The following is a 23,697-nucleotide window of genomic DNA, read 5'->3' on the forward strand; positions in this document are numbered from 1 at the left end:
GGCGAATTCCATCAGGGTCAGCAGGCTTCGCGTCTGCACAAACAGACCGGATATAAGACTGCAACCACCTTAACTGTCGAAATCAAATATTTCTTGCCAAACCGGGAGGCGTCCATATAAGACAAAAATGAAAATCATTCCGATGCCCGGGACGCTTGGCGCCCGTGTTCAAGAGATTGATTTATCTCTGCCATTGATGGGTGCGCAAACAGATGCGCTGTTATTGGCGCTGGGCCGGTACGGGGTACTCGAGTTTCCGAACCAGTCCCTCACGACGGCTCAACTCAAAAATTTTAGCCAAGAGTTTGGTTCGCTCTACATCAGTCCGGGAGGACGCGCGCAAGCACCCGGTTTTCCGGAAGTCATGATTCTCTCTAATATGGTGGTCAATGGTCAGCCGCTCGGACTGAAAGATGCCGGCCAGTCCTGGCATACTGATATGTCGTATGCACCCGTCATCGCTCTGGCAAATATTTTGTATGGCACAACTATTCCGCACCGCGATGGAAAACCTCTGGGTGATACACAATTCAGAAACATGCATGCCGTTTACGAGGACCTTCCTGAAGATCTGAAACAAAGGCTTGCAGATAAAACCATCACGCACGATTTCAACAAATTTTGGGACATGATGCGCGCTCGTCCTGGCAGCACGCGTCCACCATTAAGCGAGACAGAGAGAAAAGCACGTCCGCCAGTCAGTCATCCCGCTTTTCTGACGCATCCATTGACAGGTAGAAAGGTCCTGTATGCCAACCCTGGCTACGCCATCGCGATCAACGGTCTGCCCAAAGCGCAGAGTGATGCGATCCTTGAGCAATTGTTTGAGCTTCAACTACAAGACAAGTATCTTTACTCGCACAAATGGAGTCAAGACTCGGTTCTCATGTGGGACAACATCGGCACGACACACAATGCAGTTGCGGACTATGGTCCCGACGAACACCGTTACATGCAACGTTGCCAGGTGATGGCAGATCGACTGTTCGGACCAGGTGGCACGCAGGAACCGATTATTTTTCACGCAAGGACATAAAAAATGAAATTGAGACAACTCCTATCGTGCCTGTTATCCCTCGCATGCCTGCTGAGTGCAAGCGCAAGCGCTCAAGGAAATCAAGCTTATCCTGATAAGCCTATTCGATTGATTGTCGGATACGCTCCGGGAGGCGCCACTGATATTGTGGCGCGCATGCTGGCACAGGAACTGACCCCCATCATGGGACAGTCGGTGATTGTTGAAAATCGCGCAGGTGGTGGCACACTGGTCGGCACGGACTCCATCAAGCGGGCGAATCCCGATGGCTACAATCTATTGTTTGGCACGAATGCCTTCGTGATCACACCCTTGCTGCACGCGGGCCCCACCTACGACCCTGTTAAAGACTTTTCACCTGTTTCGCTCACTACCATCCAGCCGCTTGGCTTGCTGGTAACACCCGGCCTGAAAATCAAAACAGTTGAACAGTTGATCGACTACGCCAGAAAGAATCCGGGCAAATTGAACTTCGCCTCTTCTGGTAATGGCTCTGCTCAACATTTGGCAGGAGAGTCTTTCCGCGTGGCAGCTGGAATCGATTTGGTCCATGTCCCCTATAAAGGTGCCGGCCCTGCCTTGGTAGACCTGTTAGCCGGCCGCGTCGACATGATGTTCACCTCGCTCGTTGGCAATACAGAGCACATCAAGGAGGGCAGGCTCGAGCTGATCGCGACCTCCGGCTCCAAGCGTGGTGCCGCCACACCGGACGTCCCAACAGTTGGACAAACTTTGCCAGGCTTTACCGCCTATACGTGGCAAGGTGTCATTGCTCCAGCAAATACTCCACCTGCCGTCATAGATCGACTCAACTCAGCCATTAAAAAGGTTGCGGCGAATCCTAAGTTTTACGAGAAACTCGCGGCTCAGGGCATGGAAGTTCAAACATCCACCCCTGCTGAATTCAGAGCCAGACTGGAAACCGATCACACACAGTACAAAGAATTGCTGCAACGCACCCAGACGTCTATCCGATGAATCTAGGCTATAAAACCAGCTAGGTTTGTTGACTTCATCCATTACACACGATCAATCCCACACGGACCTTCTATGTCAAACGCAAAACAAAAAAGATTTCCACAAGTCACCCTCGAAACGTTGCCCCAAGAGTCTCGCGGACTGGCGCAAGAAATTCTGGATATCTCCAGCCTTGGGCTAGCAGGTCCCTACAACGTCATGCTGCGGAGTCCCATTTTTGCAGACAGAATGAAACGCTTGCTCGATTATTTACGTTTCAATAATTCACTACCCATGCGCTTAAGTGAGTTTGCCATTTTGATCCAGGCGCGCTTATGGAGTTCTCAGGTCGAGTGGGTGGCGCACTACCCAATCGCGTTGCGCAACGACTTGCCTGCACATGTCGCCGATGATCTCAAGCAAAATATCCGTCCTCGCAACATGCAACCCGATGAAGAAGCGGTCTATGACGTATGTATGAACATGAGCAAAAATCACAAGATCAGTGAAGAGCTGTTTCAACACGCCAAAAAAGTACTGGGTGAACAACAACTCGTCGATCTCATCGCAGTGAGCGGCACCTATGTCACGATCGCCATGCTGTTAAGTCTGGGAGAGGAACCTATTCCCGAAGGCAAAACACTCCCCTTCCCGGAAGCAATTTAGTCACATCTATCGCTTGCTCGCTCGGTCAGTGAGCGGCAGCGGCTCGGCGATGTGGATGGACACGGGCGGCAGACCTGCCTGTCGGCGTTCATCCACCTCAATGAACGCACACTCAATCGCACGTGCCAGACGCTCGATGTCGAATAAGGGAGCGGTCAGCCGATTCGTTTCGAGTTTCTGTCGAATGGCCTCGAGTTGACCGCGGTCTCTGGCCAGCTCGATGGCCCGCGCCACGAAGGCCTCGGCATTTTCAGTGACCAACTCAGGCAAATGAACTGCCCGCAGCAAACTCGCAGCCACACGACTGGCAAAACCCTCTCCCAGACAAGTCAAGACAGGCAAACCGACCCAGAGTGCATCGCTGGTGGTGGTGTGGGCGTTATATGGAAGTGAGTCAATGAACAAATCCGCGCATTTCTGACGCGCCAGATGCTGATCCACGGGCAGTTTAGGCGCAAAAAACAAACGATCCGGACTCACACCCCTGTTATGAGCTTCTCGGCGTAGATTGTTAGCCGTATGTTCACTCGCCTGCAACAGCCACAACACGCTGTCGGGTACCGCTCGCAAAATCGCCATCCATCGGTCGAAAGTCTCAGGCGTAATTTTGTAATTATTATTGAAACAACAAAAGACAAAAGCCTCTTGAGGTAGGGCAAGCTCCTTGCGCGTCAAGGGGTGCGATGCGACTGCCCGTTTGCGATCATTGGGCTGATAGCTATGAGGCAAATAGATCACTTTCTCGGTATAAAACCTCTCACTCTCTGGAGGGATCAACGTTTCATCCGCAAGGATGTAGTCCATGTAGGTTGCACCCATCGTACCGGGGTACCCGAGATAATTAATTTGAACGGGTGCGACGCGTGCGGCGAACACGGCAGGTCTGCAGCCTGTGGTCAATCCACTCAAGTCCACGGCAATATCGAGCTCAAGCTCGCGTGCGCGGGCAATCAACTGCGCATCGCTTTCCTCTCTCACATCGATGAAGTGTTCAAAACCACTTTCCAAACGTAAGCGCATCTCGTCACGCGTGTCTGGACCGGAAGAAAAAGCATAGATCTCGAATCTGGATCGATCATGCGCTTCAAATAGGCCTGCAATCAGCTGGGCAACAGGATGCTGACGAAAATCGGCAGAAAAATAACCTATACGAAGACGCGTTTTATTGGCGCGCTTGCTAAATCGGTGCGCTTGTTTAGCAGCCGGGTAAGTCGCCGTGATCCAGGTTTGGGCGGCACGTAGTTGCAGGGCCGGATCAGAGGTCAGCGCCAGAAGCGGAAAAGGCAGGCTCGCGGGCTGATTGCTCTTGACCGCATCCAAGACCGCGTCGAGACGCTCGCGATAATGGCGCCAGTCACACATCTGCATATTGACGTGCAAGCGGGTGCCCAGCAGGTATGGAATGTCTGGAGCATATTCAATGGCACGGTCGAAGCTATCGACCGCGTCAGCGTGACGGCCAAGCTCGTTGAGTGCGTTGCCACGATTCATGTGGGCTTGCGCGTAGTCGGGTACGAGACCTAGCGCAAGATCATAGCTCGCAACAGCCTCCTCAAACCGCCCCATCATCCCCAGCGCATTGCCTCGGTTGTAGTGCGCAGCCGCATAATTCGGCGATAAAGCGATCGCCCGCTCGTAACTCTCCAAGGCTTCTGTCCAGCGCCCCATCTGTTGCAACAAATCGCCACGGTTGTTATGGGCATCGACGTAGTTTGGATCGAGCGAAAGCGCCCGATCGTAGTGCGCAAGCGCTGTCTTGTATTTTTTCAGGTCCTGAAGAAGATTCCCAAAATTATTGAGCGCATAGACGGCATCGGGATCGATCTTGAGCGCTTTGAGGAATAATGCTTCAGCCTTATCAAGCTGACCCGCTTGATAGGCGATTGTCGCAAGCATGTGCAACGCATCGAAATGGCTCGGATGCCACTTGAGCGCGCGTTCGTAAAGGACACGTGCCGCGTTGATATCACCCTGCTGATGCAGAGCGAAGCCCTCCTGAAACCTGCTGTGCGCTTTCATCGCATCGCCTGGGGATACGGGGCGACCCGCTGACGCAATATTTCTCACCACATCTGACTCCGATTCAAACGAATCCTTCGCGCTGGTATCAACGATCTTTTTGCTTGATCTTGGTAAAGACCGTATTGACGACTGTTGCGCGCACAGGCTCGCTTAAACCTGAGGCAGGCTTGGGCGTGGAAGTGTCCTTTTTAGGCTTCTTTGTTTCTTTGTTGGATTTTTGTTGACCTTTTGCCACGATAATTCCCCGATAAATAAACGATAAACTAGTGTACAGGTCTATCGGCAAAAAAACCCAATGCTCCCCACTATTCAAGTTCCTGAGTCAGAAGTTGAGATTTCCGCGATGCGGGCGCAGGGCGCCGGCGGGCAAAATGTCAACAAAGTTTCCAGCGCAATCCATTTGCGTTTTCATATTCCTCATTCCAGTCTGCCTGCCGATGTGAAAGTTCGACTGCTCGCGCTCAGGGACTCCCGAATCAACAGGGACGGCGCGATCGTCATCAAAGCCCAGTCTCACCGCAGTCAGGAACTGAACCGGACCGAAGCCTTTGCTCGTCTCAACGAACTCGTCAACAGTGTGGCTCGTCCCCCAAAAACTCGCCATGCCACAAATCCGACGTTTGGCTCCCGGCAAAGACGCCTGGAATCAAAGCGCAAACACTCAGAAACCAAGGCCCTACGCGGGAATCGACACATATGAACATCCCTCTTTTTCCGCTCGGCTCAACATTATTTCCGGATGGCCTTCTTGCACTGAAGATTTTCGAAGTGCGCTACCTGGATATGACTAAAACGTGTTTCAAACAGCAAAGCCCCTTTGGCGTCGTGACATTGACGCAAGGACCCGAGGTTCGCATACCTGGCAAAGAGGTCGAGTTTGCTGAAATTGGAACACTGGCGCACATGATTGAGTTCGATGCTGTTCAACCGAGTTTGTTCATGCTGCGCTGTCAAGGAGGCAAACGATTCAGGATATTGGAACGTTCGCTTGCCCCCAACGGCGCCTGGTCTGCCGAGATTGAACTGATCGATGATGATCCTCAGATTGAGGTACCCCCTGAGCTGACACCGACTTCCCAGGCTCTTGCGCGACTCATTGAATCTTTCGAAGAGCAAGGCATTGATCCTTCGGAACGCCCTTTTTTGACCCCTTACCATTTCAATGATTGTGGCTGGGTCGCAAACCGGTGGGCCGAACTTCTGAATATTCCCGCTCCTCAAAAACAGCACCTCCTGACGATGGAACATCCTCGTCTGCGTCTGGATTTAATCCAGGAGATGCTCGAAGAAATGGGGGCCTTCAAGCCCCCACGCGCATAACCTTGCTCTACAGTCTGAGTCGAGACTAATTATCTCAGCGATGCGCAAAAATCCTTGATGCGCTGACAAGCGTCTTTCAAGATATCGTCCGATGTGGCGTACGAAATCCTGAAATAAGGTGCGAGACCGAATGCCGAGCCAGGTACGACTGCGACCAATTTTTCATCTAGCAGGGCATTGGCGAAATCAAAATCGTTGTTGATTTTGACGCCCTTGGGAGTGGTTTTCCCCAGAACACCCGCGCAACTTGGATAGACATAAAAAGCCCCCTGGGGTTTCATGCAAGTGATTCCTGCGCACTCGTTGAGCATGCTGACAACCATGTCGCGACGGCGCTGGAAAATCACGTTATGCGCGGCGATAAAATCTTGGGGGCCGTCTAATGCCTCGAGCGCGGCGGCCTGGCTGATTGAGGAAGGGTTGGAAGTGGACTGGGACTGGATCGCGGACATCGCACCAATCAACCAGCTTGGACCATGGCCATAACCAATCCGCCACCCTGTCATGCAATAGGCTTTCGACACTCCATTGACCGTCAACACGCGATCCGCGATCTCAGGTACAACCTGGGCGAGCGTGGCAAACTTCGCGCCATCGAACAGAAGCTTTTCGTACATATCGTCGACCATGACCAGTACGTTTGGATGGGCTTTCAACACCTGCCCCAAAGCCTTCAAGTCGGCTTCGGTGTATACCGAACCGGTTGGGTTGGAGGGTGAGTTCAGAATCAACCATTTCGTACGCGGTGTGATGGCTTTTTTCAGAAGCTCTGGCGTCAGTTTGAAACCAACCGATGCATCACACTCAACGGACACGGCCTTGCCACCAGCCAATACAACCATGTCGGGGTAACTCACCCAATATGGAGCCGGGATCAATACTTCGTCGCCCTCGCCGATTGTGGAGACCAGCGCATTGAACAATACCTGCTTGCCGCCAGTGCAGACAATCACATCATCTGGATTGATGGTCATCGCATGGTCACGCAAAAATTTTCTGGCGATCGCGCGTTTGAGTTCGGCGGTTCCATTGACTGCGGTGTAACGGGTTTGTCCGCCTTTGATCGCTTTGATCGCGGCTTCGCAAATATTGGCGGGCGTATCCATGTCGGGCTCGCCCTGGGCGAGTGCGATCACATCCATGCCACGCGCTTTCATCGCCTTTGCGTTATCCGTGATCGCCAGTGTCGGCGAAGGTTTGACCAAAGACATACGGGGCGAGAGTAACGCTGCACTCATTTATTTCTCCAGAAATTGATCGAGACCGAATGGCTACACCTGAGAGGGGTGTGCATAACCGAATAAATATAACCCAAGGCAGGGTCGTCAATAGTTCCAAAGACGAGGTTCTGCATGGTATCGTGCGAAAAAATTCAGGAGGAAAATGACATGGTTTTCACATTGCAACGTACCCGCCGCGCCTTACTCGGAGCCCTGGTTTTGTCAACGGGTTTGGGCATGACCGCTCTCGCACAGGCCAAATATCCTGACAAGCCGATCAAGATTCTGGTGGGCTTCGCCGCAGGCGGCCCGACCGATATCGTCGCGCGACTGATTGGCAGCCGGCTTGAAAAAGTGCTGGGACAACCTGTCATTGTTGAAAACAAGCCCGGTGGTGGTTCAAATATCGCGTCAGCAGAAGCGGCTCGGGCCAAACCCGATGGCTACACGCTTTTTCTCGGCACGATCGCCAATGCGACCAACATGTCGATCTACAAGAACTTGAACTACAACACTGAGCGCGACTTCATCCCGATCACTCAACTCGTCTCCTCCCCTAGCGTGTTGGTGGTCAACAATGACCTTCCCGTTAAGACCCTTGCAGAACTGATCGCGTATGCCAAAGCCAACCCCGGCAAACTCAGTTATGCCTCCTCGGGCGCAGGCGGCTCTCCCCACCTTGCAGGTGAAATGCTCAAGCAGCGCGCGGGCATCGATGCCCTGCATGTTCCTTACAAAGGGGCGGCCCCTGCGATGAACGATGTCATGGGCGGCACCGTGTCGATGGGTTTTAAGACTGCCTCCGGTGTGACCAGCACGATTCAGGCTGGTCGCCTCAGAGCGATCGCCATCGCCAGCAACACTCGCCTACCCCAACTGCCGGATGTGCCGACACTTGCAGAACTCGGCTTCAAGGATTTCGAGGTCAGTTCCTGGAGCGGTTTATTTGCACCCAAAGGCACGCCGCCAGATGTTATCCAAACCATTGCGAAGGCTTCGATAGAAATTCTCAAATCACCCGAAGTTCGCAAGCAACTGGAAAGCATGGGCGCCATTCCTGTTGGCAGCACGCCTGAAGAATTCCAGAAGTATGTGCGCGCTGAAATCGAAAAATGGGGTGCTGTGGCCAAAACAGCAAAGATTGAACTTTAATCTCTTGCGCTCACCCCTCTAAGCTGCAACACTTCTCAGCACGACTGCGCCTCAGACACTTATTGCAAGGTCTGGGGCGTTTCAACGTATGGCTCCCACCATGCAAGCTGAAAAGACTAAGGAATTTGTGATGAATGCAGGGTCTCAACAGACAGTTCTTGAGCAATTAGCCAACAAAATATGCGGCTTTGACTTGCAGGCTATTCCTCCCGAGGCATATCGTTTGGCACGGACGGCCATCATTGACACGTTGGGGGTGACGATTGCGGGGGCCTCGGAACCATGCACAACGCTTTTATTAGACACCCCAGGTGTCGCAACCGCTCCTGGTCAATGCTCTCTGCTGGGCATGCGCCGTCAGACTTCGGCGCTGGATGCGGCGTTTATCAATGGCACGGCCTCCCATGCACTGGATTATGACGACTTCAGTCAACCAATGGGAGGTCATCAATCCGCCCCACTGGTCGCGCCTCTTGTGGCACTCGCGCAAGAGCGAGGGCTTTCAGGTTTAGCACTCTTGCAATCCTACATTGTCGGCATCGAGGCCGAAATCCGCCTCGCACGTGCGGTCAATTTCTACCACTATGACAAAGGCTGGCACCCCACCGCCACGCTGGGTGTCTTCGGTGCGGCGGCTGCAAGTGCGCATCTTCTTGGTTTGAATCCAGCACAAACTACGACAGCGTTGGCGATTGCCGCGTCATTCGCGTCCGGGCTTAAGGCCAACTTTGGCACGATGGTCAAGCCGCTACACGTGGGACAATGCGCGCGCAATGGTTTACTTGCCACCCTCATGGCCCAAGCAGGTTACGACGCCAATGCTGCAGCGCTTGAACACAAACAAGGTTTTTTCAATGCCTTCAACGGGCCTGGTCATTTCAATGCAGCGTTGATTTTCGAAAATTGGGCGAACCCACTAGAAGTACTGAGTCCAACCATGGGTCTTAAACAATTTCCCTGCTGCGGGAGCGCAATCCCGGCCGTCGCCATGGCATTACAGTTAAGAAAAGAAGAGTCGTTTGCGATCGAAGACATTGCAAAGGTGGAGATCATGCCGCACAGACGGCGTCTGCCACACACCAATAATCCTGATCCGCAGACTCCGCTTGCAGCCAAATTTTCCGTTCAATACGCAGTGTGTTTGTCCCTGTTAAAAGGGGCACCCAAACTGAAAGATTTTGAAGGAACGTCTCACTTCGATCCGGATATCCGTAGCCTCATGGCTAAGACCATTGCGCGCGAACATCCCGACATGCCAGATGACTCGCCCGAACAATTTGGGGCTGAAGTGATCATCACGCTCAACTCTGGGATCACCCTTTCGCGTCGCGTCAACAGCCTCATTGGACGAGGCGGTGATCACCCTCTCTCGGCGGACGAGCTCTGGGAAAAGTTTTCTGATTGTGCGCAAAGGTCCATGACGCCATCACAAGTCAAACCTCTTTTTGACGCATTACAAAATCTGGAAAATGTGAAAGATATCCGGCAGATCACAGCGCTCATGGACCCTGCCTAAAACCCTCCCCTGACCGACGCATTCAACTTTCTTTTTTCAATTTCAAAACAAAACGGTGACAACCTGATGGCAAACAACACTCCTGAATACAGCCCTCTTGGCAATAGTGGCTTATTAGTGCCGCGACTTTGGCTAGGCTCCATGATGTTTGGCGACCAGACTGACGAAAGCGTCGCGCGAGAAATGGTCGCAGTCACACGCGACGCTGGCCTGAACGCGATCGACAGCGCCGACAACTACGCCGGAGGTGAATCTGAGCGTATCGTCGGTAAACTCATCGCCCAAGACCGTGCCCGCTGGGTACTTGCGACCAAAGTCGCCAACCCGATTGGCAAAGAGCCCAATGACAAGGGGCTGTCACGTCGTTGGGTCATGCAAGAGATTGACAATAGTCTCAAACGCCTGAACACGGATTGGATCGACGTGTATTACATGCACAAAGATGATGAAACCACACCCATCGAAGAAACGCTTTCCAGTTTTGCCCGACTGATCGAAATGGGCAAGATCCGCTATTACGGGATTTCAAATTTTCGCGGATGGCGAGTCGCGCGTATGGTAGAGACCGCTCGCAAGATGGGCATTCCACAACCCATCGTCTGTCAGCCCCCATACAGCGCTGTCACGCGACTGATTGAGACTGAGGTCATTCCAGCTTGCGCGCATTATGGCGTGGGTGTCGTTGCCTACAGTCCTTTGGCGCGCGGTGTCTTAACCGGAAAATACGACCCCAACATTCAGCCCGACCCCAATAGCCGCGCCGAACGGGGTGACCGACGCATGCACCAGACAGAGTTTCGAACAGAATCGCTCGAAATCGCGAATGAACTGAAATCGCATGCTCAAAGCCGGGGCTTAAGCCCTACTCAGTTTGCAATCGCCTGGGCGCTCAATAACCGTCTGGTCAGTGGTGTCATCGGAGGTCCACGCACGCTGGACCAGTGGAAAGACTACGTCGCGGCGCTCGAGGTCAAGCTTTTGCCAGAAGACGAAGCGCTTGTCGACAAACTTGTTCCGCCCGGCTACGCCTCCACGCATGGATTTGTAGACCCGCAATATCCAATCAAAGGCCGAAAATCCCGTTAAACGAACGCACGACACCCCAAGGCACCGCCAGACAGGAGGCGACAGCACGACTTTGCCGACTGTTTTGCGGTGATAATAAGCGCTCAGTCATCCATGATTTGAGCACATGAACACGCGCGACATCGTTATCAAAAGCACGACTTATTTACGCGGTCCGAACATCTGGACTTATTGCGCCATTATCGAAGCAGTCGTCGATATCGGCGACCTCGAAGACAGCCCCTCCAATACCGTCCCTGGCCTGTACGAACGCCTAACGACCTGGCTGCCAAGCCTGGTCGAGCATCGCTGCAGCCCCGGCGTGCACGGTGGCTTTTTAATGCGACTCAAAGAAGGCACTTGGCCATGTCACATACTTGAGCATGTCACGCTTGCGCTTCAAGACCTGGCGGGCGTTCCGGGCTACGGTTTTGGTCGCGCGCGTGAGACAGAAGAGCGCGGCGTTTATAAAGTCATGGTGAGCGGCTGGGAAGAGAAAGTGACGCTCGCGGCGCTCTACATGGGTCGAGATCTGGTCATGGCCGCCATTGATGACAAGCCCTATGATCTAGAGGGCGAACTTGAAAAGCTCCGCGATCTCGCTCAAGATCTATGCCTCGGTCCCAGCACAGCCTCCATGGTGCTGGCGGCCGATGAACGTACGATACCCGCCATTCGCCTGAGCGAAGGCAACCTTGTTCAATTTGGATACGGCGCGAAGCAGCGAAGGATCTGGACCGCGGAAACCGATCAAACAAGTGCCATCGCGGAAACAATTTCACGCGACAAAGGCCTGACCAAAGAGCTTCTGCAAACCTGCGGTGTGCCTATTCCCAGTGGGAGAGCCGTCGATAGCGCCGCGGACGCCTGGGAGGCCGCTCAGGACCTAGGCCTACCAGTTGTGGTCAAACCTGTTGATGGTAATCATGGCCGTGGTGTATTCATCAATCTCGAGACACGCGCCGAAATCGAGGCTGCGTACGGCGTGGCTGTCGATGAAGGCTCCGGCGTTCTGGTCGAACGCTTTATCCGCGGAAACGAGCATCGCCTGTTGATCGTCGGTGGCAAACTCGCGGCCGCGGCCAAGGGTCAGACCGCTAGCGTGGTGGGGGATGGCAAGCAGACCGTGCGGGAGCTGATCGCCAGCCAGATCAACTCCGATCCTCGACGTGGTCGAGGCGAAGACCAGCCACTCAATCCAGTGAGAATCGACTCAGCAGCGCGACTGGAGCTGACACGCCAGGGTTTTGACGCTGACAGCGTCATCCCCGAAGGTCGTGAGGTGTTGATTCAACGAAATGGCAATGTCGCTTTTGACTGCACCGACGATGTGCACCCGGATGTCGTCGCGATGGCTGCCCTGGCTGCCAAAGCGGTCGGACTCGATATCGCTGGTATTGATCTCGTCGCCGAGGACATCTCCAAACCTCTGCATGCACAAGGTGGAGCAATCGTTGAAGTCAACGCGGGTCCTGGCTTGCTGATGCACCTTAAGCCAGCCGAGGGTCAATCCAGACCTGTTGGTCACGCCATCATCGAGCACATTTTCCCTGGCAATGAAAATGGAAGCATTCCGATCGTGGGTGTGACAGGTAGTCATGGAACGAGTCAAATCGCAGGCCTGACCGCCCACCTCCTCAATGCGCATGGCTGGAGAACGGGGCTTGCCAGCGCACAAGGCTTATATGTTGGCGATCGACAGCTTTTTGCTGGAGATGCGGCAAATTGGGATCAGGCTCGACGTTTGTTGCTCAATCGCGAGGTTGAGGCGGCCGTGATCGAAAATGACGGGATGGAGATCCTCACCAAAGGACTGTCCTACGATCGCTGCACCGTGGGCATTGTCACGGATATCGCTTATTCCGATTCTTTTAAACGACCTGAAGTGGCCTATCACGCTTTCGAAACGGCCCAAGACCTGGTCAAAGTTTATCGGACACAAGTCGATGTGGTCTGGCCTGATGGCGCGGGCGTGTTGAACGCCGACGATCCAAATGTTGTTTCGTTGGCGCAATATTGTGATGGCGCCATTACATTTTTTAGCGCTCAGGCCGACTCCCCCGTCATCGCCGCGCATCACGCCGAAGGCAAACGGGTGGTATTTGTCCAGGGAGATCACCTGGTCACCGCCGATGGTGCGTCGCAACAAAAAATCATCGCCCTCTCTGAACTGAGAGCCTCGGGACTGGGTCTGACTCAAGAGTCAATTCAACATGTTCTAGCCGCCATCGGAGCGGCCTGGGCACTCGGAATTTCACCAGAGCGTATCAAGGGCGCTTTACGATCTTTTCACTAAGAAGTCGGTAAACTACGTCGTCAATTTCACTATTCGAACAACTTTTGGGTACAGCCACCATGACTGCTCGCACAGCTTGCCATCGTCTTCAAGTCGCATCACCTCTCTATCAATTTATCGAGAAAGAGGTTCTTCCCGGCTCCGGGGTCGATAGCGCGAGCTTCTGGAAAGGATTCGATGCACTCGTGCATGATCTGACGCCCACGAACAAGGCTTTGCTCGCTGAACGAGACCGCATACAGACTGCGATGGACACTTGGCATCGCAACCATCCCGGTCCCATTCAGGACATGAAGGCTTATCGGGCTTTTCTGACAGAAATCGGTTACCTCGCTCCTGTACCCGCCCAGGCCCGCGCCACGACGACAAATGTCGATGCAGAGCTGGCTCTTCAGGCGGGTCCGCAACTTGTGGTGCCTGTGCTCAACGCACGCTACGCGCTGAACGCTGCGAACGCGCGCTGGGGCTCTTTGTACGATGCGCTGTATGGGACCGATGCGATTCCTGAAACTGATGACGCGACACGCTCCGGTGGTTACAACCCGACGCGTGGCGCCAAAGTCATTGCCTTTGGCCGACAGTTTCTCGACCAGTCCGCCAAGCTCGCGCGTGGCTCTCATGCAGATGCCAAGTCTTACACCGTCAAAGACGGACACCTTGTGGTGACGTTAAAAGACGGCTCAGTCACAGGTTTGGCTGCTCCCGAAAAGTTTGTAGGCTATCAGGGCGATGCCCACCGTCCGTCTTCAATCTTGCTCGTCAATAATGGTTTGCATATCGATATCCAGATTGATCAAACCAAGGGAATTGGCAAAGACGATCCAGCTGGAGTCAACGACATCGTACTCGAGGCTGCACTCTCCACGATCCTGGACCTCGAAGACTCGGTCGCTGTCGTGGATGCCGACGATAAGGTTCTCGCCTATCGCAACTGGTTGGGCATTCTCAAAGGCACGCTTGTTGAGAGCGTCACCAAAGGTGGGCAGACCTTTAACCGGACTTTGAATCAGGATCGCCGCTACACCGCAGCCGCAGGCGCCAAGCAAGCCAAGGACGGTGTCGTCACGTTGCATGGCCGCTCGCTTCTTTTCCTGCGTAACGTCGGTCACCTGATGACGAACCCCGCCATCCTTGATGGTCATGGGCAGGAAATTTTCGAAGGTATTCTGGATGCTGTCGTCACCGTCACGATCGCGCTGCATGATCTGAAACGCGATCAGGCACACAAATTCGGTAACTCACGCACAGGCTCGGTTTACATCGTGAAACCGAAAATGCATGGACCGGCTGAGGTCGCCTTTGCCAACCAACTTTTTGGTCGCGTAGAGGCCATGCTTGGACTGGCGCCCAATACGGTCAAGCTCGGCATCATGGACGAGGAGCGTCGCACCAGCGTCAACCTCAAAGCGTGTATCAATGAAGCCCCTGCTCGCGTAGCCTTTATCAACACAGGCTTTCTGGATCGCACTGGCGACGAAATGCATACCGCCATGCATGCCGGTCCGATGATCCGCAAGGGCGATATGAAGTCAAGCGCTTGGCTCTCGGCTTATGAGCGCAGCAATGTATTAACGGGTTTGGCTTGCGGCTTGCGCGGTCGCGCCCAGATCGGCAAGGGCATGTGGGCCATGCCAGACCTGATGGCCGCGATGCTCGAGCAAAAGATCGCACATCCAAAAGCTGGTGCAAATACAGCATGGGTGCCCTCCCCGACTGCCGCGACCCTGCATGCCTTGCATTACCATCAGGTGAACGTGGGCGAGATACAAACCGAGCTTGAAAAAGTCGATGCGCCAGTCGAAATCGATCGACTCCTCAATGACATCTTGCAAGTTCCCGTGGCCGTCAAGCCTAACTGGAGCGCAGCCGAGATTCAGCAAGAGCTCGACAACAACGCTCAGGGTATTCTGGGCTACGTTGTGCGCTGGATCGATCAGGGCGTTGGTTGTTCAAAAGTACCCGATATTCATAACGTCGGACTCATGGAAGATCGCGCAACACTGCGTATCTCCAGTCAGCACATCGCCAACTGGCTTCTGCACGGGATCGTGACCGAAGCACAAGTGAATGAAACCCTGCAACGCATGGCCAAAGTCGTCGACGGTCAAAACGCAGGCGATCCCCTCTATCAACCCATGGCACCGAATTTTGAAGCGTCCTATGCTTATCGCGCCGCCCGCGACTTGGTATTCAAAGGTCTTGAACAGCCAAGCGGCTACACAGAGCCCCTGCTGCACGCTTGGCGTCTGAAGGTCAAGGAAAAACAATGAACGCTCCCGTCCCGATGCTCGATACGGCGCAGGTCCTGTCCTCGGTCACGCGCGCCTGGGACGATGATCTTGTCGGACAGCTCAGTGAATACATCGAAATTCCTGCCAAGTCCCCCGCTTTCGATGCGAACTGGGCGCAAGCAGGTTATCTGAATCAGGTCGTCGAACGTACTGCAGCATGGATCGAAGCACAAAAGGTTGCGGGTCTGACCCTCGAAATCATTCGATTGCCTGGCCGCACACCTGTGCTGTTTTTCGAAGTGGCCTCGACACGCGCGCAAAGCGCGAGCTGTCAGACCGTTTTGATGTACGGACACCTGGACAAACAGCCTGAGTTTGATGGCTGGCGCAATGGACTCGGTCCCTGGACGCCAAAATATCTCGATGGCAAGCTCTACGGTCGCGGGGGTGCGGACGATGGTTATGCCGCCTACGCAGCCATCACAGCCATACAGGCACTCAAAGAACAAAAGGTTCCTCATCCGCGCATCGTTGGCCTGATCGAGACCTGCGAAGAAAGCGGCTCTCCAGACTTACTGCCTTACATTGATGTCTTGAAGACGCGTCTTGGTGATGTCGGTCTGGTGATCTGTCTGGACAGTGGTGCCGGCAACTACGATCAGCTCTGGCTCACAACAAGCCTGCGCGGCATGGCTGCTGGTGTTCTGAAAGTCGAAATCTTGACCGAGGGCGTGCATTCCGGAGATGCCTCGGGTTTGGTACCTTCGAGTTTTCGCATCATGCGACACGTGCTGGATCGTCTCGAAGACAGTGAAACAGGCAGGCTGCTGCCCAAAAGTTTTCATTGTGAAATCCCTGCCGAGCGACTCGCTCAGGCTCAGGCGACTGCTGAAATTTTAGGCGATGCCATCTACAAGCGCTTTCCGTGGGCTCATCATGATTGTGGTGGCTCGAGTCTGGTTGCCCTGCCTACCACGCTTGATCCGGTAGAGGCCTTGATTCGACGGACTTGGAAACCGACCCTGAGTGTCACGGGTGCAGAAGGTTTTCCTGCGCTCAAAGACGCGGGCAATGTATTGCGTCCCTATACCGCTTTTAAGCTTAGCCTGAGATTGCCCCCGCTCATCGATGCCGCGGCCGCTGTTGCCGAGCTTAAAAAACTGCTCGAAGATAACGCCCCCTATCAAGCCAAGGTCACTTTCCACGCCGAAAGCTCCTCCAGTGGATGGAATGCGCCCAGCACCGCCCCGTGGTTTGAGCAGGCACTGAATCACGCCAGCATGTCGCACTTTAACGCTCCAGTTGGGTTCATTGGTCAAGGTGGAACGATTCCGCTGATGAAGCTGCTCAGCACAGGCTTTCCCAAGGCGCAAATGATGGTGTGTGGCGTGCTCGGACCGCAATCCAATGCGCATGGTCCCAACGAGTTTTTGCATGTCCCCTACGCCAAGAAACTCACCGCAGCCGTCGCGCAAGTCATCGCTCAAGTACCTGAACATTCCTAGTCACTCTTCTTAACGCATACACGCTCACATGGCACATTCTGGCTCCCTCATTATCCGTCACGGCACCATCGTCGATGGCACTGGCGCAAAACCTTTTGTCGGTGATCTCAAAATCGTCGACGGCCTGATCAAAGAAGTCGGTCAAATCTCCGGCACAGCCGATCAGGAAATCGATGCGAAGGGTATGCTGGTCACACCAGGGTTTGTCGATATTCACACGCACTACGATGGCCAAGTCACCTGGAGTAATCACGTCGCGTCGTCTTCGCAGCTTGGCGTGACCACGGTCGTGATGGGAAACTGCGGTGTCGGTTTCGCCCCATGCAAACAAGAGCACCGCGACATCACCATGAAACTCATGGAGGGTGTCGAGGATATTCCTGGCGTCGTTCTCGACGAGGGTCTGCCCTGGAACTGGAGTACTTTCCCTGAGTATCTGGACGCACTCGAGGCGCGCCAGTTTGATATCGACGTCGCGACCCAGATCGGTCACGCGCCCTTGCGCATCAATGTCATGGGTGATCGTGGCGCCATGCGCGAACCCTCGACAGATGAAGATCGCGCGCAAATGGCGGCACTCGCCGTCGAAGCGGTCAAAGCAGGCGCTTTAGGTTTTTCGACTTCCCGAACAATCTTGCATCGCAGTAGCGATGGCAATCCTACACCTTCCCTGGGCGCGGCAGAAGGCGAGCTCACCGCGATTGCCAAAGGCCTGGGTGAGGCAGGTATGGGGGTCCTCCAACTCGTCACTGATTTTGATGACGTCGATGAAGAGTTCGCGATGTTACGCAGAATTGTCGAAGCCTCTGGCCGTCCGCTTTCACTGACACTGCTACAACACGAGCACTTGCCGAATCGCTGGCGACGCGTGATGGAACACATGCATGCCGCCACCAATGCAGGCTTGAAAATGAAAGCGCAAGTCGGCGCCCGTCCGGTCGCATTGATCCTGAGCTTTGCGCTGTCGTTATGCCCGTTCACACAACTGCCAAGCTTTGAAGCCCTGCGCGGCCTCAGCCCTGAGGAGCGCCTTAAAAAACTTCGCGACCCGGCTGTTCGTGCGAAGATTCTGTCCGAAGAACATACCGAGGCAATGTATAAGCGTCGGGTAGCGAACTTTGACAATCTCTATCCGCTCGGTGACCCGCCCGATTATGAACCCAAGCCAGAGGACAGCATCGCCGCCCGTGCAGCACGCGCGGGTGTGGATCCTGCAGCCTTCGCCTACGACTATCTGCTGGAAAATGAAGGCACGGCGATGCTTTATCGGCCGCTTTACAACTACGCCGACCGGGATCATGAAGTTTTGCGTGAAATGCTGATGGATCGCGATACCGTGCCTGGTTTGAGCGACGGCGGCGCGCACTATGGTTTCATTTGCGATGCGAGCTTTCCAACTTATTTGTTGACTCACTGGGCGCGCGACCGCAATCGCGGAGAGAAGATTCCGCTTGAAATGCTGGTGAAATGGCAGACACAGGACACGGCGGCGACAGTCGGACTCAATGACCGTGGTGTTTTACGTCCAGGCTACAAAGCGGATGTCAACATCATCGATTTTGAGAGGCTCAAGCTGCACGCACCCAAGATCGTATATGACCTTCCCGCTGGTGGTCGACGCTTGGGACAAGCGGCCGAAGGCTTTCACGCCACAATCGTTTCAGGGGTTGTCACTTACAACGATGGCACACCGACTGGAAAACTCCCTGGCAAGCTCATCAGGGGCGCCCAAAAAGCACCTGCGATGGTTTGAGTCGCGCCGGGAGACTCTAACGCCAGGCGTTCAAGTCTCAGGCTTTGAAGCGTGCGCGAACCTGACCGAAAGCACCAAAATCTGCCGTCATCGCGTCGCCGGCAGAAACGGGTACGGGCACCACACACGTTCCCGTCATCACGATCTCGCCTGCCTTGAGTTGTTGACCTTGAGACAACAACTCATTGGCCAGCCAAGTCAGCCCGATGCGCGGATCACCTAGGACGTTGGCACCGGTGCCAGTCGCCACAGTCTCCTGCCCTCTTCGCACGTTGACAGTGTGTTGGCTCAAATCGATGAGACGCCAATCATCGGGCGCACGCGGTCCCAGCACTACGTGGCATGCGCAGGCAAAATCCGCGATGAGTTGCGCTTCCCCAGCCCCCACGAAATCAACATACCGCGAATTAGGGACTTCAATCGCAACGTGCAAACCGGACACACAATCCATCACTTGAGACATGGTCAGGGGCGCATCCTGGCGTCCAGCACCCGCAGCAAGCTCGCGACCGACATCGCGTCCCATTAAAAACGCGAACTCCGCCTCGATGACGGACATGTGATGATGGGAAAGTGACAATTCACTGTTATCGGCCAGACAACGACTCGCGGACAAACGTCCAGCCAAAGGTCCGCTCACACCAATATGTTGCTGACCCGCCTGACTCGTCGCGGCGATCTTCCATCCGAGGGCATGATCACCGGTTGCGTCAAACAAAGCGCGTTGAATCTGATAACCCTCAGCACGGGTGCTTGGACGATGTTGGGGTGCCAAACCCTCGATGCGGGCATGGGTGTTCCAGGCAGGCAGCAGTTGCGCCACGGCCTGATTGATTTGCTCTGCTTTCATGGGGAATTAACCGCCCTCGATACGAGGAATGAAAAAAACTTCAGCACCCGCAGGAATCACCTGCGTATAAACGACTTCGTGAATGACCCCGTCAACCGCCAAGGAAGTTTCTTCCTCGAGGTGTTCACCCAGTCCAGGATAGAGACGGTCCATGGCGCTAATGACGCCACGCACCGTCCTGGCCTCAACCTCAAACTCGCGCACACCATCCGTATAGCGCCGGCTGAAACCGCCGGTCAACATGACCCGGACGGTTTGAGCTGCTGAAGATTGCGAGTCTGATTCAGACTTAGCCTGCATCAATTGCCGCCAATACTTTTGGAGGGGACATCGGCAATTCAGTGAGACGTTTTCCGGTCGCACGCTGAATCGCATTGGCCACTGCCGCCATCGGTGGCACGATGTTGGCTTCGCCGACGCCTTTCACACCATAAGGGTGATTCGGGTTCGGAACCTCGACCAAGATCGCCTCGATCATCGGCAAATCAGAGGCAACCGGAATGCGGTAATCCAAGAAACCCGCATTGGCCAAACGACCTTGCTTGTCGTAGATATATTCCTCGTTGAGCGCCCAGCCAATGCCCTGCACCACACCACCATGGATCTGGCCTTCACAATATTTGGGATGAATCGCACGCCCGACGTCTTGTGCTGCAACAAAACGCAAGATTTTGACAGCGCCTGTTTCTGGATCGACTTCGACATCGCAAAACTGTGTCGAGAAACCTGGCGCCTGTCCACCCGCATTGACGGCTGCTTCGGTCACGATCGGTCCACCTGTCACCGCGCGCTTGGCCGCGATCGCTTTGAGAGACAGGGGTTCAAAATCACCCACGCTCTTGTCAGCTGGCTTGGCGAAACCATCTTCCCACACAACACCTTTGACATCGACATCCCACATGATGGATGCGCGTAGGCGCAGCTGTTCAATGATTTTGTTACAAGCTTCGACGACAGCAAGTCCTGTCGCGTAGGTCACGCGCGAACCGCCAGTCACGTGGTTGTATCCAATTGAAGCTGTATCGGCCACGGTTGAACGCACCGACTCGTAGGGCACCCCCAAGGTCTCGGCGGCCATCAAAGCCATCGAGGCACGTGAACCACCAACGTCCATACTGCCTGTCGCCAGAACAACAGTGCCGTCTTCGTTGATGTGAATCGAAGCCGTCGATTCGCCACCACCATTGAACCAGAAACCGGAGGCCACACCGCGCCCCTGATTTTTACCAAGTGGCTTGTTGTATTCAGGATGGTTGAGCAGCGCCTGTATTGTCTCTGCGTAGCCATCATGCGAATGCTTGGGACCCCAGGCTGTGGGAGACCCGGCTTTTACTGCGTTTTTCAAACGCAGCTTCAAAGGATCCATGCCGATTTTCTGAGCCAGCACGTCCAGCACGCTTTCAACCGCAAAGGCAGAAATCGGCGAACCTGGCGCGCGGTAAGCGGCAGACTTCGGACGATTGCACACCACATCGAAACCAACTGAGCGGACATTCGGGATGACGTAGGGTGCGAACGCGCACATCGTCGCATTCATCACCGGAGAGCCCGGGAAAGCGCCCGCCTGGAACTTGAACAAACCGTCAGCTGCCACAATCGTGCCATCTTTTTTGACGCCAATCTTGACGGTCATCGAAGCGCCCGAAGTTGGTCCGGTGGCCTTGAACACATCTTCGCGGCTCATCATGATCTTGACAGGATGGCCGGTCTTGCGGGAGAGTGCGACCGCGATGGGTTCAACGTAGACGACGGTCTTGCCACCAAAGCCGCCACCAATCTCCGCGGGATGCACGACCAAATTACCAATTTCCATGCCCAGAAGTTTTGCCGTGTAGGCGCGCACTACAAAGTGGCCCTGACTGGATGACCACAGTTCGCACTGACCATCCGCTCCAAAGCGCGCGAGACAAGAATGGGGCTCGATGTAGCCTTGGTGGACGGGTGCAGTCTTGAAACTCATTTCAACGACTTCGTCAGCCGATGCAAACCCCGCATCGAGATCGCCTACTTTAAACTCGAGCCGCTTGGTGATGTTAGACGGCTTGGTCGGTGCGGGCTCGATACCACGCGTTATCATGTCCTCAAACAATAACGGGGCATCGGGCTTCATGGCCTCATCGACATCAATCACATGAGGCAGGATTTCATAATCGACTTCGATCAGGCTGATCGCTTCGGCAGCGATGGCAGCAGTCGTGGCAGCAACGGCCGCGATCGCGTGACCTTCGTATAAAGCCTTCTCACGCGCCAGAATATTGCGGGTCATGTGCCAGTAATTCACTGCCACACGCTCAGGACCCACGTAATCGAAAGGCTGATTCGGCAGATCCGCTGCAGTCAACACAGCTTTGACGCCAGGCAAAGCCTCAGCCTTGGAAGTGTTGATGGAACGGATGCGCGCATGCGCGTGGGGTGAGCGCAAAATCTTGGCCCACAACATCCCTGGCAAAGAATAGTCTGCGCCATACTGAGCGATGCCAGTGACCTTTGGCACGCCATCGGGTCGGATCGGACTCGTACCAACGGATTTAAAGGCTTGCTCTGTGTTTTTTGTATTCGTCAACATATTCAGGCTCCGCGCAATTCGCGAGCGGCATCTAGCACCGCTTCGATGATTTTGTTGTAACCCGTGCAGCGGCAAAGATTACCGGCGAGCCAGAAGCGCACTTCTTCTTCTGTGGGATCGGGATTGCGTTCGAGCAAAGAGCGCGCAGCCACCAGAAAGCCAGGCGTACAAATACCGCATTGCAAAGCGGCATGCTCGAGAAACTTTTGCTGCAGCACATGCAGATGTTCACCGTTGGCCATGCCCTCGATTGTCTGAATGGACTTGCCCTGCGCTTCGACGCCCAGCACTAGACAGGAGCAAACCAGACGACCATCCAGAGTCACACTGCATGCTCCGCAGTCGCCAGTCCCGCAGCCTTCTTTGGTTCCCGTCATATTCAAGTCATTACGGAGCACATCAAGAAGCGATTGATTAGTCGCGCACAGAAACTCGACTGGATCACCGTTAATGACGGTTGTTACGTGTTGCTTAGACATTACTTAATTCCCCTTCGCTCTGCTGAGTGCTTTCTCTGCCGCACGGCGAGCCAGTACACCTGCTAATTTGATACGAAACACTTTTGTTCCGCGCTTGTCGTCAATCGGTCTTGCCGCCGCGCTTGCAGCCGCGGCGAGCTTTGCCAGGGCAGCCTCGTCGACTTTAGTGCCGATCAAGGCCGCGGCGGCTTCAGGCACCAACAAGGCACGCTCAGCTACAGCACCCAGACTGACGCGCGCATGCGTGCAAGTGCCGCTCTCGTCGAGCGTCAAGTTCAAGCCGACACCCACAACGGCGATATCCATTTCCGACCGAGGCGTAAAACGCAAATAAGCGTCGCCAGAACGAGGTGGACGTTTGGGCAAGAAAAACGACACAATGAGCTCGCCTTTTGCGAGGGTCGTCTTGCCAGGACCCGCAGGAATTTCCTCAACCGGGACCTCACGACGACCGTTTGGCCCCACCACTCGGGCAATCGCGCCAGCGGCTATCATCGCTGGAACTGTGTCCGCTGCAGGTGATGCATTGCATAAATTACCCGCCACTGTCGCGCGACCCCGAACCTGAATCGAGCCAACCAGATTCGCGCCATCAATGACGCCAGGCCATGTTTGCGCGAAAGCCGTGTTCTCGAGCAGCTGCATACAGGAAACTGCCGCCCCAAAACGATAACCGCCGTCTTCAACGGCGATCGTATTCATTTCAGCAATACCCTTAACATCGAGGACCAGCTCTGGTTTCACGTTGCCATTACGCATGTGAATCATCAGATCTGTTCCGCCGGACAGCACTTTAGCCAAACCTTGCGTGCCGGCTAACAGAGCGGCAGCAGCCTCAGCCGTTTTGGGCTGTTCAAAACGCATTTCAATCATCTCGCTTCCCCGGTCATTTGTCTGAACCTTTTTCAATCATTTAGTGGACTCATTCTATTCTATCCACACTACTTTTTGTGCGGGCACTTACCCTGACAATACGCCGGGAAACCCTTGATATAAAACAGAGATGTTGCGGCGCAAAAAAAAATCCTGCCGACACAAAAGCCGGCAGGATTATTAATAAAAA

The 23,697-nt window shown here is 54.5% G+C and carries 19 protein-coding genes and 1 pseudogene; 12 read left to right on the forward strand and 8 right to left on the reverse strand.

What is annotated here, in order from left to right:
• Positions 1-127 precede the first annotated feature (127 nt).
• The 3 genes from QWY30_RS11810 (at position 128) to QWY30_RS11820 (ending at position 2,659) form a co-directional block, all read left to right on the forward strand.
• A complete protein-coding gene (locus tag QWY30_RS11810; RefSeq protein WP_290241274.1) occupies positions 128-1,036 on the forward strand; it encodes a TauD/TfdA dioxygenase family protein in 909 nt (302 codons plus the stop codon).
• Positions 1,037-1,039: 3 nt separating this feature from the next.
• Entirely contained in the window at positions 1,040-2,014 is a 975-nt protein-coding gene (locus QWY30_RS11815; protein WP_290241277.1) for a Bug family tripartite tricarboxylate transporter substrate binding protein, read from the forward strand.
• A gap of 72 nt (positions 2,015-2,086) precedes the next feature.
• Entirely contained in the window at positions 2,087-2,659 is a 573-nt protein-coding gene (locus QWY30_RS11820; RefSeq protein WP_290241279.1) for a carboxymuconolactone decarboxylase family protein, read from the forward strand.
• Positions 2,660-2,665: 6 nt separating this feature from the next.
• Here QWY30_RS11820 and QWY30_RS11825 read toward each other — a convergent pair whose 3' ends face one another.
• Together QWY30_RS11825 and QWY30_RS11830 are read right to left on the reverse strand one after the other, a co-directional pair.
• Positions 2,666-4,726, reverse strand: a complete 2,061-nt coding sequence (locus tag QWY30_RS11825) for an O-linked N-acetylglucosamine transferase, SPINDLY family protein (protein ID WP_290241281.1) — start codon at positions 4,724-4,726, stop codon at positions 2,666-2,668.
• A gap of 40 nt (positions 4,727-4,766) precedes the next feature.
• Positions 4,767-4,916: a hypothetical protein gene (locus QWY30_RS11830; RefSeq protein ID WP_290241283.1), complete on the reverse strand. Its 150-nt coding sequence runs from the start codon at positions 4,914-4,916 to the stop codon at positions 4,767-4,769.
• A gap of 60 nt (positions 4,917-4,976) precedes the next feature.
• Between QWY30_RS11830 and arfB the strand changes: the two genes are divergently transcribed.
• Together arfB and QWY30_RS11840 are read left to right on the forward strand one after the other, a co-directional pair.
• Positions 4,977-5,381 (forward strand): alternative ribosome rescue aminoacyl-tRNA hydrolase ArfB, encoded by a 405-nt coding sequence (gene arfB / locus QWY30_RS11835; protein WP_290241285.1) that lies wholly within the window; start codon positions 4,977-4,979, stop codon positions 5,379-5,381.
• The gene (locus QWY30_RS11840) at positions 5,378-6,001 is read left to right on the forward strand and encodes an LON peptidase substrate-binding domain-containing protein (RefSeq protein WP_290241287.1); all 624 of its coding nucleotides are present in this window, start codon (positions 5,378-5,380) and stop codon (positions 5,999-6,001) included. The genes arfB and QWY30_RS11840 overlap by 4 nt, the downstream gene beginning before the upstream one ends.
• Before the next feature lie 29 nt (positions 6,002-6,030).
• Here QWY30_RS11840 and QWY30_RS11845 read toward each other — a convergent pair whose 3' ends face one another.
• The gene (locus QWY30_RS11845) at positions 6,031-7,239 is read right to left on the reverse strand and encodes a pyridoxal phosphate-dependent aminotransferase (RefSeq protein ID WP_290241289.1); all 1,209 of its coding nucleotides are present in this window, start codon (positions 7,237-7,239) and stop codon (positions 6,031-6,033) included.
• A gap of 150 nt (positions 7,240-7,389) precedes the next feature.
• Here QWY30_RS11845 and QWY30_RS11850 point away from each other — a divergent pair, with 150 nt between their 5' ends.
• From QWY30_RS11850 to QWY30_RS11880, 7 genes and pseudogenes are all read left to right on the forward strand, one after another.
• On the forward strand, positions 7,390-8,373 hold the full coding sequence (locus tag QWY30_RS11850; protein ID WP_290241291.1) for a Bug family tripartite tricarboxylate transporter substrate binding protein: 984 nt from the start codon (positions 7,390-7,392) through the stop codon (positions 8,371-8,373).
• A 130-nt stretch (positions 8,374-8,503) separates the two neighbouring features.
• Positions 8,504-9,889 (forward strand): MmgE/PrpD family protein, encoded by a 1,386-nt coding sequence (locus tag QWY30_RS11855; protein ID WP_290241293.1) that lies wholly within the window; start codon positions 8,504-8,506, stop codon positions 9,887-9,889.
• Between the two features lie 66 nt (positions 9,890-9,955).
• Positions 9,956-10,975 carry an aldo/keto reductase gene (locus QWY30_RS11860; protein WP_290241295.1) on the forward strand — a complete coding sequence of 340 codons (1,020 nt, stop codon included), beginning with the start codon at positions 9,956-9,958 and terminating at the stop codon, positions 10,973-10,975.
• 106 nt (positions 10,976-11,081) lie between these two features.
• A pseudogene (locus tag QWY30_RS11865) lies at positions 11,082-13,244 on the forward strand (cyanophycin synthetase); the annotation flags it as partial.
• A gap of 65 nt (positions 13,245-13,309) precedes the next feature.
• The gene (locus QWY30_RS11870) at positions 13,310-15,520 is read left to right on the forward strand and encodes a malate synthase G (RefSeq protein WP_290241298.1); all 2,211 of its coding nucleotides are present in this window, start codon (positions 13,310-13,312) and stop codon (positions 15,518-15,520) included.
• Positions 15,517-16,986, forward strand: a complete 1,470-nt coding sequence (locus QWY30_RS11875; RefSeq protein ID WP_290241301.1) for a M20/M25/M40 family metallo-hydrolase — start codon at positions 15,517-15,519, stop codon at positions 16,984-16,986. Before QWY30_RS11870 ends, QWY30_RS11875 begins: the two co-directional genes overlap by 4 nt.
• 28 nt (positions 16,987-17,014) lie before the next feature.
• On the forward strand, positions 17,015-18,739 hold the full coding sequence (locus tag QWY30_RS11880; RefSeq protein ID WP_290241303.1) for an N-acyl-D-amino-acid deacylase family protein: 1,725 nt from the start codon (positions 17,015-17,017) through the stop codon (positions 18,737-18,739).
• Positions 18,740-18,776: 37 nt separating this feature from the next.
• On the opposite strand, the gene QWY30_RS11885 is transcribed toward QWY30_RS11880, so the two are convergent.
• The 5 genes from QWY30_RS11885 to QWY30_RS11905 are packed head-to-tail and all read right to left on the reverse strand — an operon-like array spanning position 18,777 to position 23,507.
• A complete protein-coding gene (locus tag QWY30_RS11885; protein WP_290241305.1) occupies positions 18,777-19,589 on the reverse strand; it encodes a 2-keto-4-pentenoate hydratase in 813 nt (270 codons plus the stop codon).
• Between the two features lie 6 nt (positions 19,590-19,595).
• Positions 19,596-19,889 (reverse strand): ubiquitin family protein, encoded by a 294-nt coding sequence (locus QWY30_RS11890; protein ID WP_290241306.1) that lies wholly within the window; start codon positions 19,887-19,889, stop codon positions 19,596-19,598.
• Positions 19,879-22,155, reverse strand: coding sequence for a xanthine dehydrogenase family protein molybdopterin-binding subunit (locus tag QWY30_RS11895; RefSeq protein ID WP_290241308.1), 2,277 nt, complete (start codon positions 22,153-22,155; stop codon positions 19,879-19,881). Before QWY30_RS11895 ends, QWY30_RS11890 begins: the two co-directional genes overlap by 11 nt.
• Positions 22,156-22,157: 2 nt before the next feature.
• Entirely contained in the window at positions 22,158-22,634 is a 477-nt protein-coding gene (locus QWY30_RS11900) for a (2Fe-2S)-binding protein (RefSeq protein WP_290241310.1), read from the reverse strand.
• 3 nt (positions 22,635-22,637) lie between these two features.
• Complete coding sequence (locus QWY30_RS11905) at positions 22,638-23,507, reverse strand: FAD binding domain-containing protein (RefSeq protein ID WP_290241312.1); 870 nt, start codon at positions 23,505-23,507, stop codon at positions 22,638-22,640.
• Positions 23,508-23,697 lie beyond the last annotated feature (190 nt).

Source organism: Zwartia panacis (assembly GCF_030410395.1).
GTDB classification, from domain to species: domain Bacteria; phylum Pseudomonadota; class Gammaproteobacteria; order Burkholderiales; family Burkholderiaceae_B; genus Zwartia; species Zwartia panacis.

Bases quoted from the DNA above. Each gene is read 5' to 3' on its own strand.
- QWY30_RS11810 (WP_290241274.1), top strand. From the start codon at position 128: ATGAAAATCATTCCGATGCCCGGGACGCTTGGCGCCCGTGTTCAAGAG.
- QWY30_RS11815 (WP_290241277.1), top strand. From the start codon at position 1,040: ATGAAATTGAGACAACTCCTATCGTGCCTGTTATCCCTCGCATGCCTG.
- QWY30_RS11820 (WP_290241279.1), top strand. From the start codon at position 2,087: ATGTCAAACGCAAAACAAAAAAGATTTCCACAAGTCACCCTCGAAACG.
- arfB (WP_290241285.1), top strand. From the start codon at position 4,977: ATGCTCCCCACTATTCAAGTTCCTGAGTCAGAAGTTGAGATTTCCGCG.
- QWY30_RS11840 (WP_290241287.1), top strand. From the start codon at position 5,378: ATGAACATCCCTCTTTTTCCGCTCGGCTCAACATTATTTCCGGATGGC.
- QWY30_RS11845 (WP_290241289.1), bottom strand. From the start codon at position 7,239: ATGAGTGCAGCGTTACTCTCGCCCCGTATGTCTTTGGTCAAACCTTCG.
- QWY30_RS11850 (WP_290241291.1), top strand. From the start codon at position 7,390: ATGGTTTTCACATTGCAACGTACCCGCCGCGCCTTACTCGGAGCCCTG.
- QWY30_RS11855 (WP_290241293.1), top strand. From the start codon at position 8,504: ATGAATGCAGGGTCTCAACAGACAGTTCTTGAGCAATTAGCCAACAAA.
- QWY30_RS11860 (WP_290241295.1), top strand. From the start codon at position 9,956: ATGGCAAACAACACTCCTGAATACAGCCCTCTTGGCAATAGTGGCTTA.
- QWY30_RS11870 (WP_290241298.1), top strand. From the start codon at position 13,310: ATGACTGCTCGCACAGCTTGCCATCGTCTTCAAGTCGCATCACCTCTC.
- QWY30_RS11875 (WP_290241301.1), top strand. From the start codon at position 15,517: ATGAACGCTCCCGTCCCGATGCTCGATACGGCGCAGGTCCTGTCCTCG.
- QWY30_RS11880 (WP_290241303.1), top strand. From the start codon at position 17,015: ATGGCACATTCTGGCTCCCTCATTATCCGTCACGGCACCATCGTCGAT.
- QWY30_RS11885 (WP_290241305.1), bottom strand. From the start codon at position 19,589: ATGAAAGCAGAGCAAATCAATCAGGCCGTGGCGCAACTGCTGCCTGCC.
- QWY30_RS11890 (WP_290241306.1), bottom strand. From the start codon at position 19,889: ATGCAGGCTAAGTCTGAATCAGACTCGCAATCTTCAGCAGCTCAAACC.
- QWY30_RS11895 (WP_290241308.1), bottom strand. From the start codon at position 22,155: ATGTTGACGAATACAAAAAACACAGAGCAAGCCTTTAAATCCGTTGGT.
- QWY30_RS11900 (WP_290241310.1), bottom strand. From the start codon at position 22,634: ATGTCTAAGCAACACGTAACAACCGTCATTAACGGTGATCCAGTCGAG.
- QWY30_RS11905 (WP_290241312.1), bottom strand. From the start codon at position 23,507: ATGATTGAAATGCGTTTTGAACAGCCCAAAACGGCTGAGGCTGCTGCC.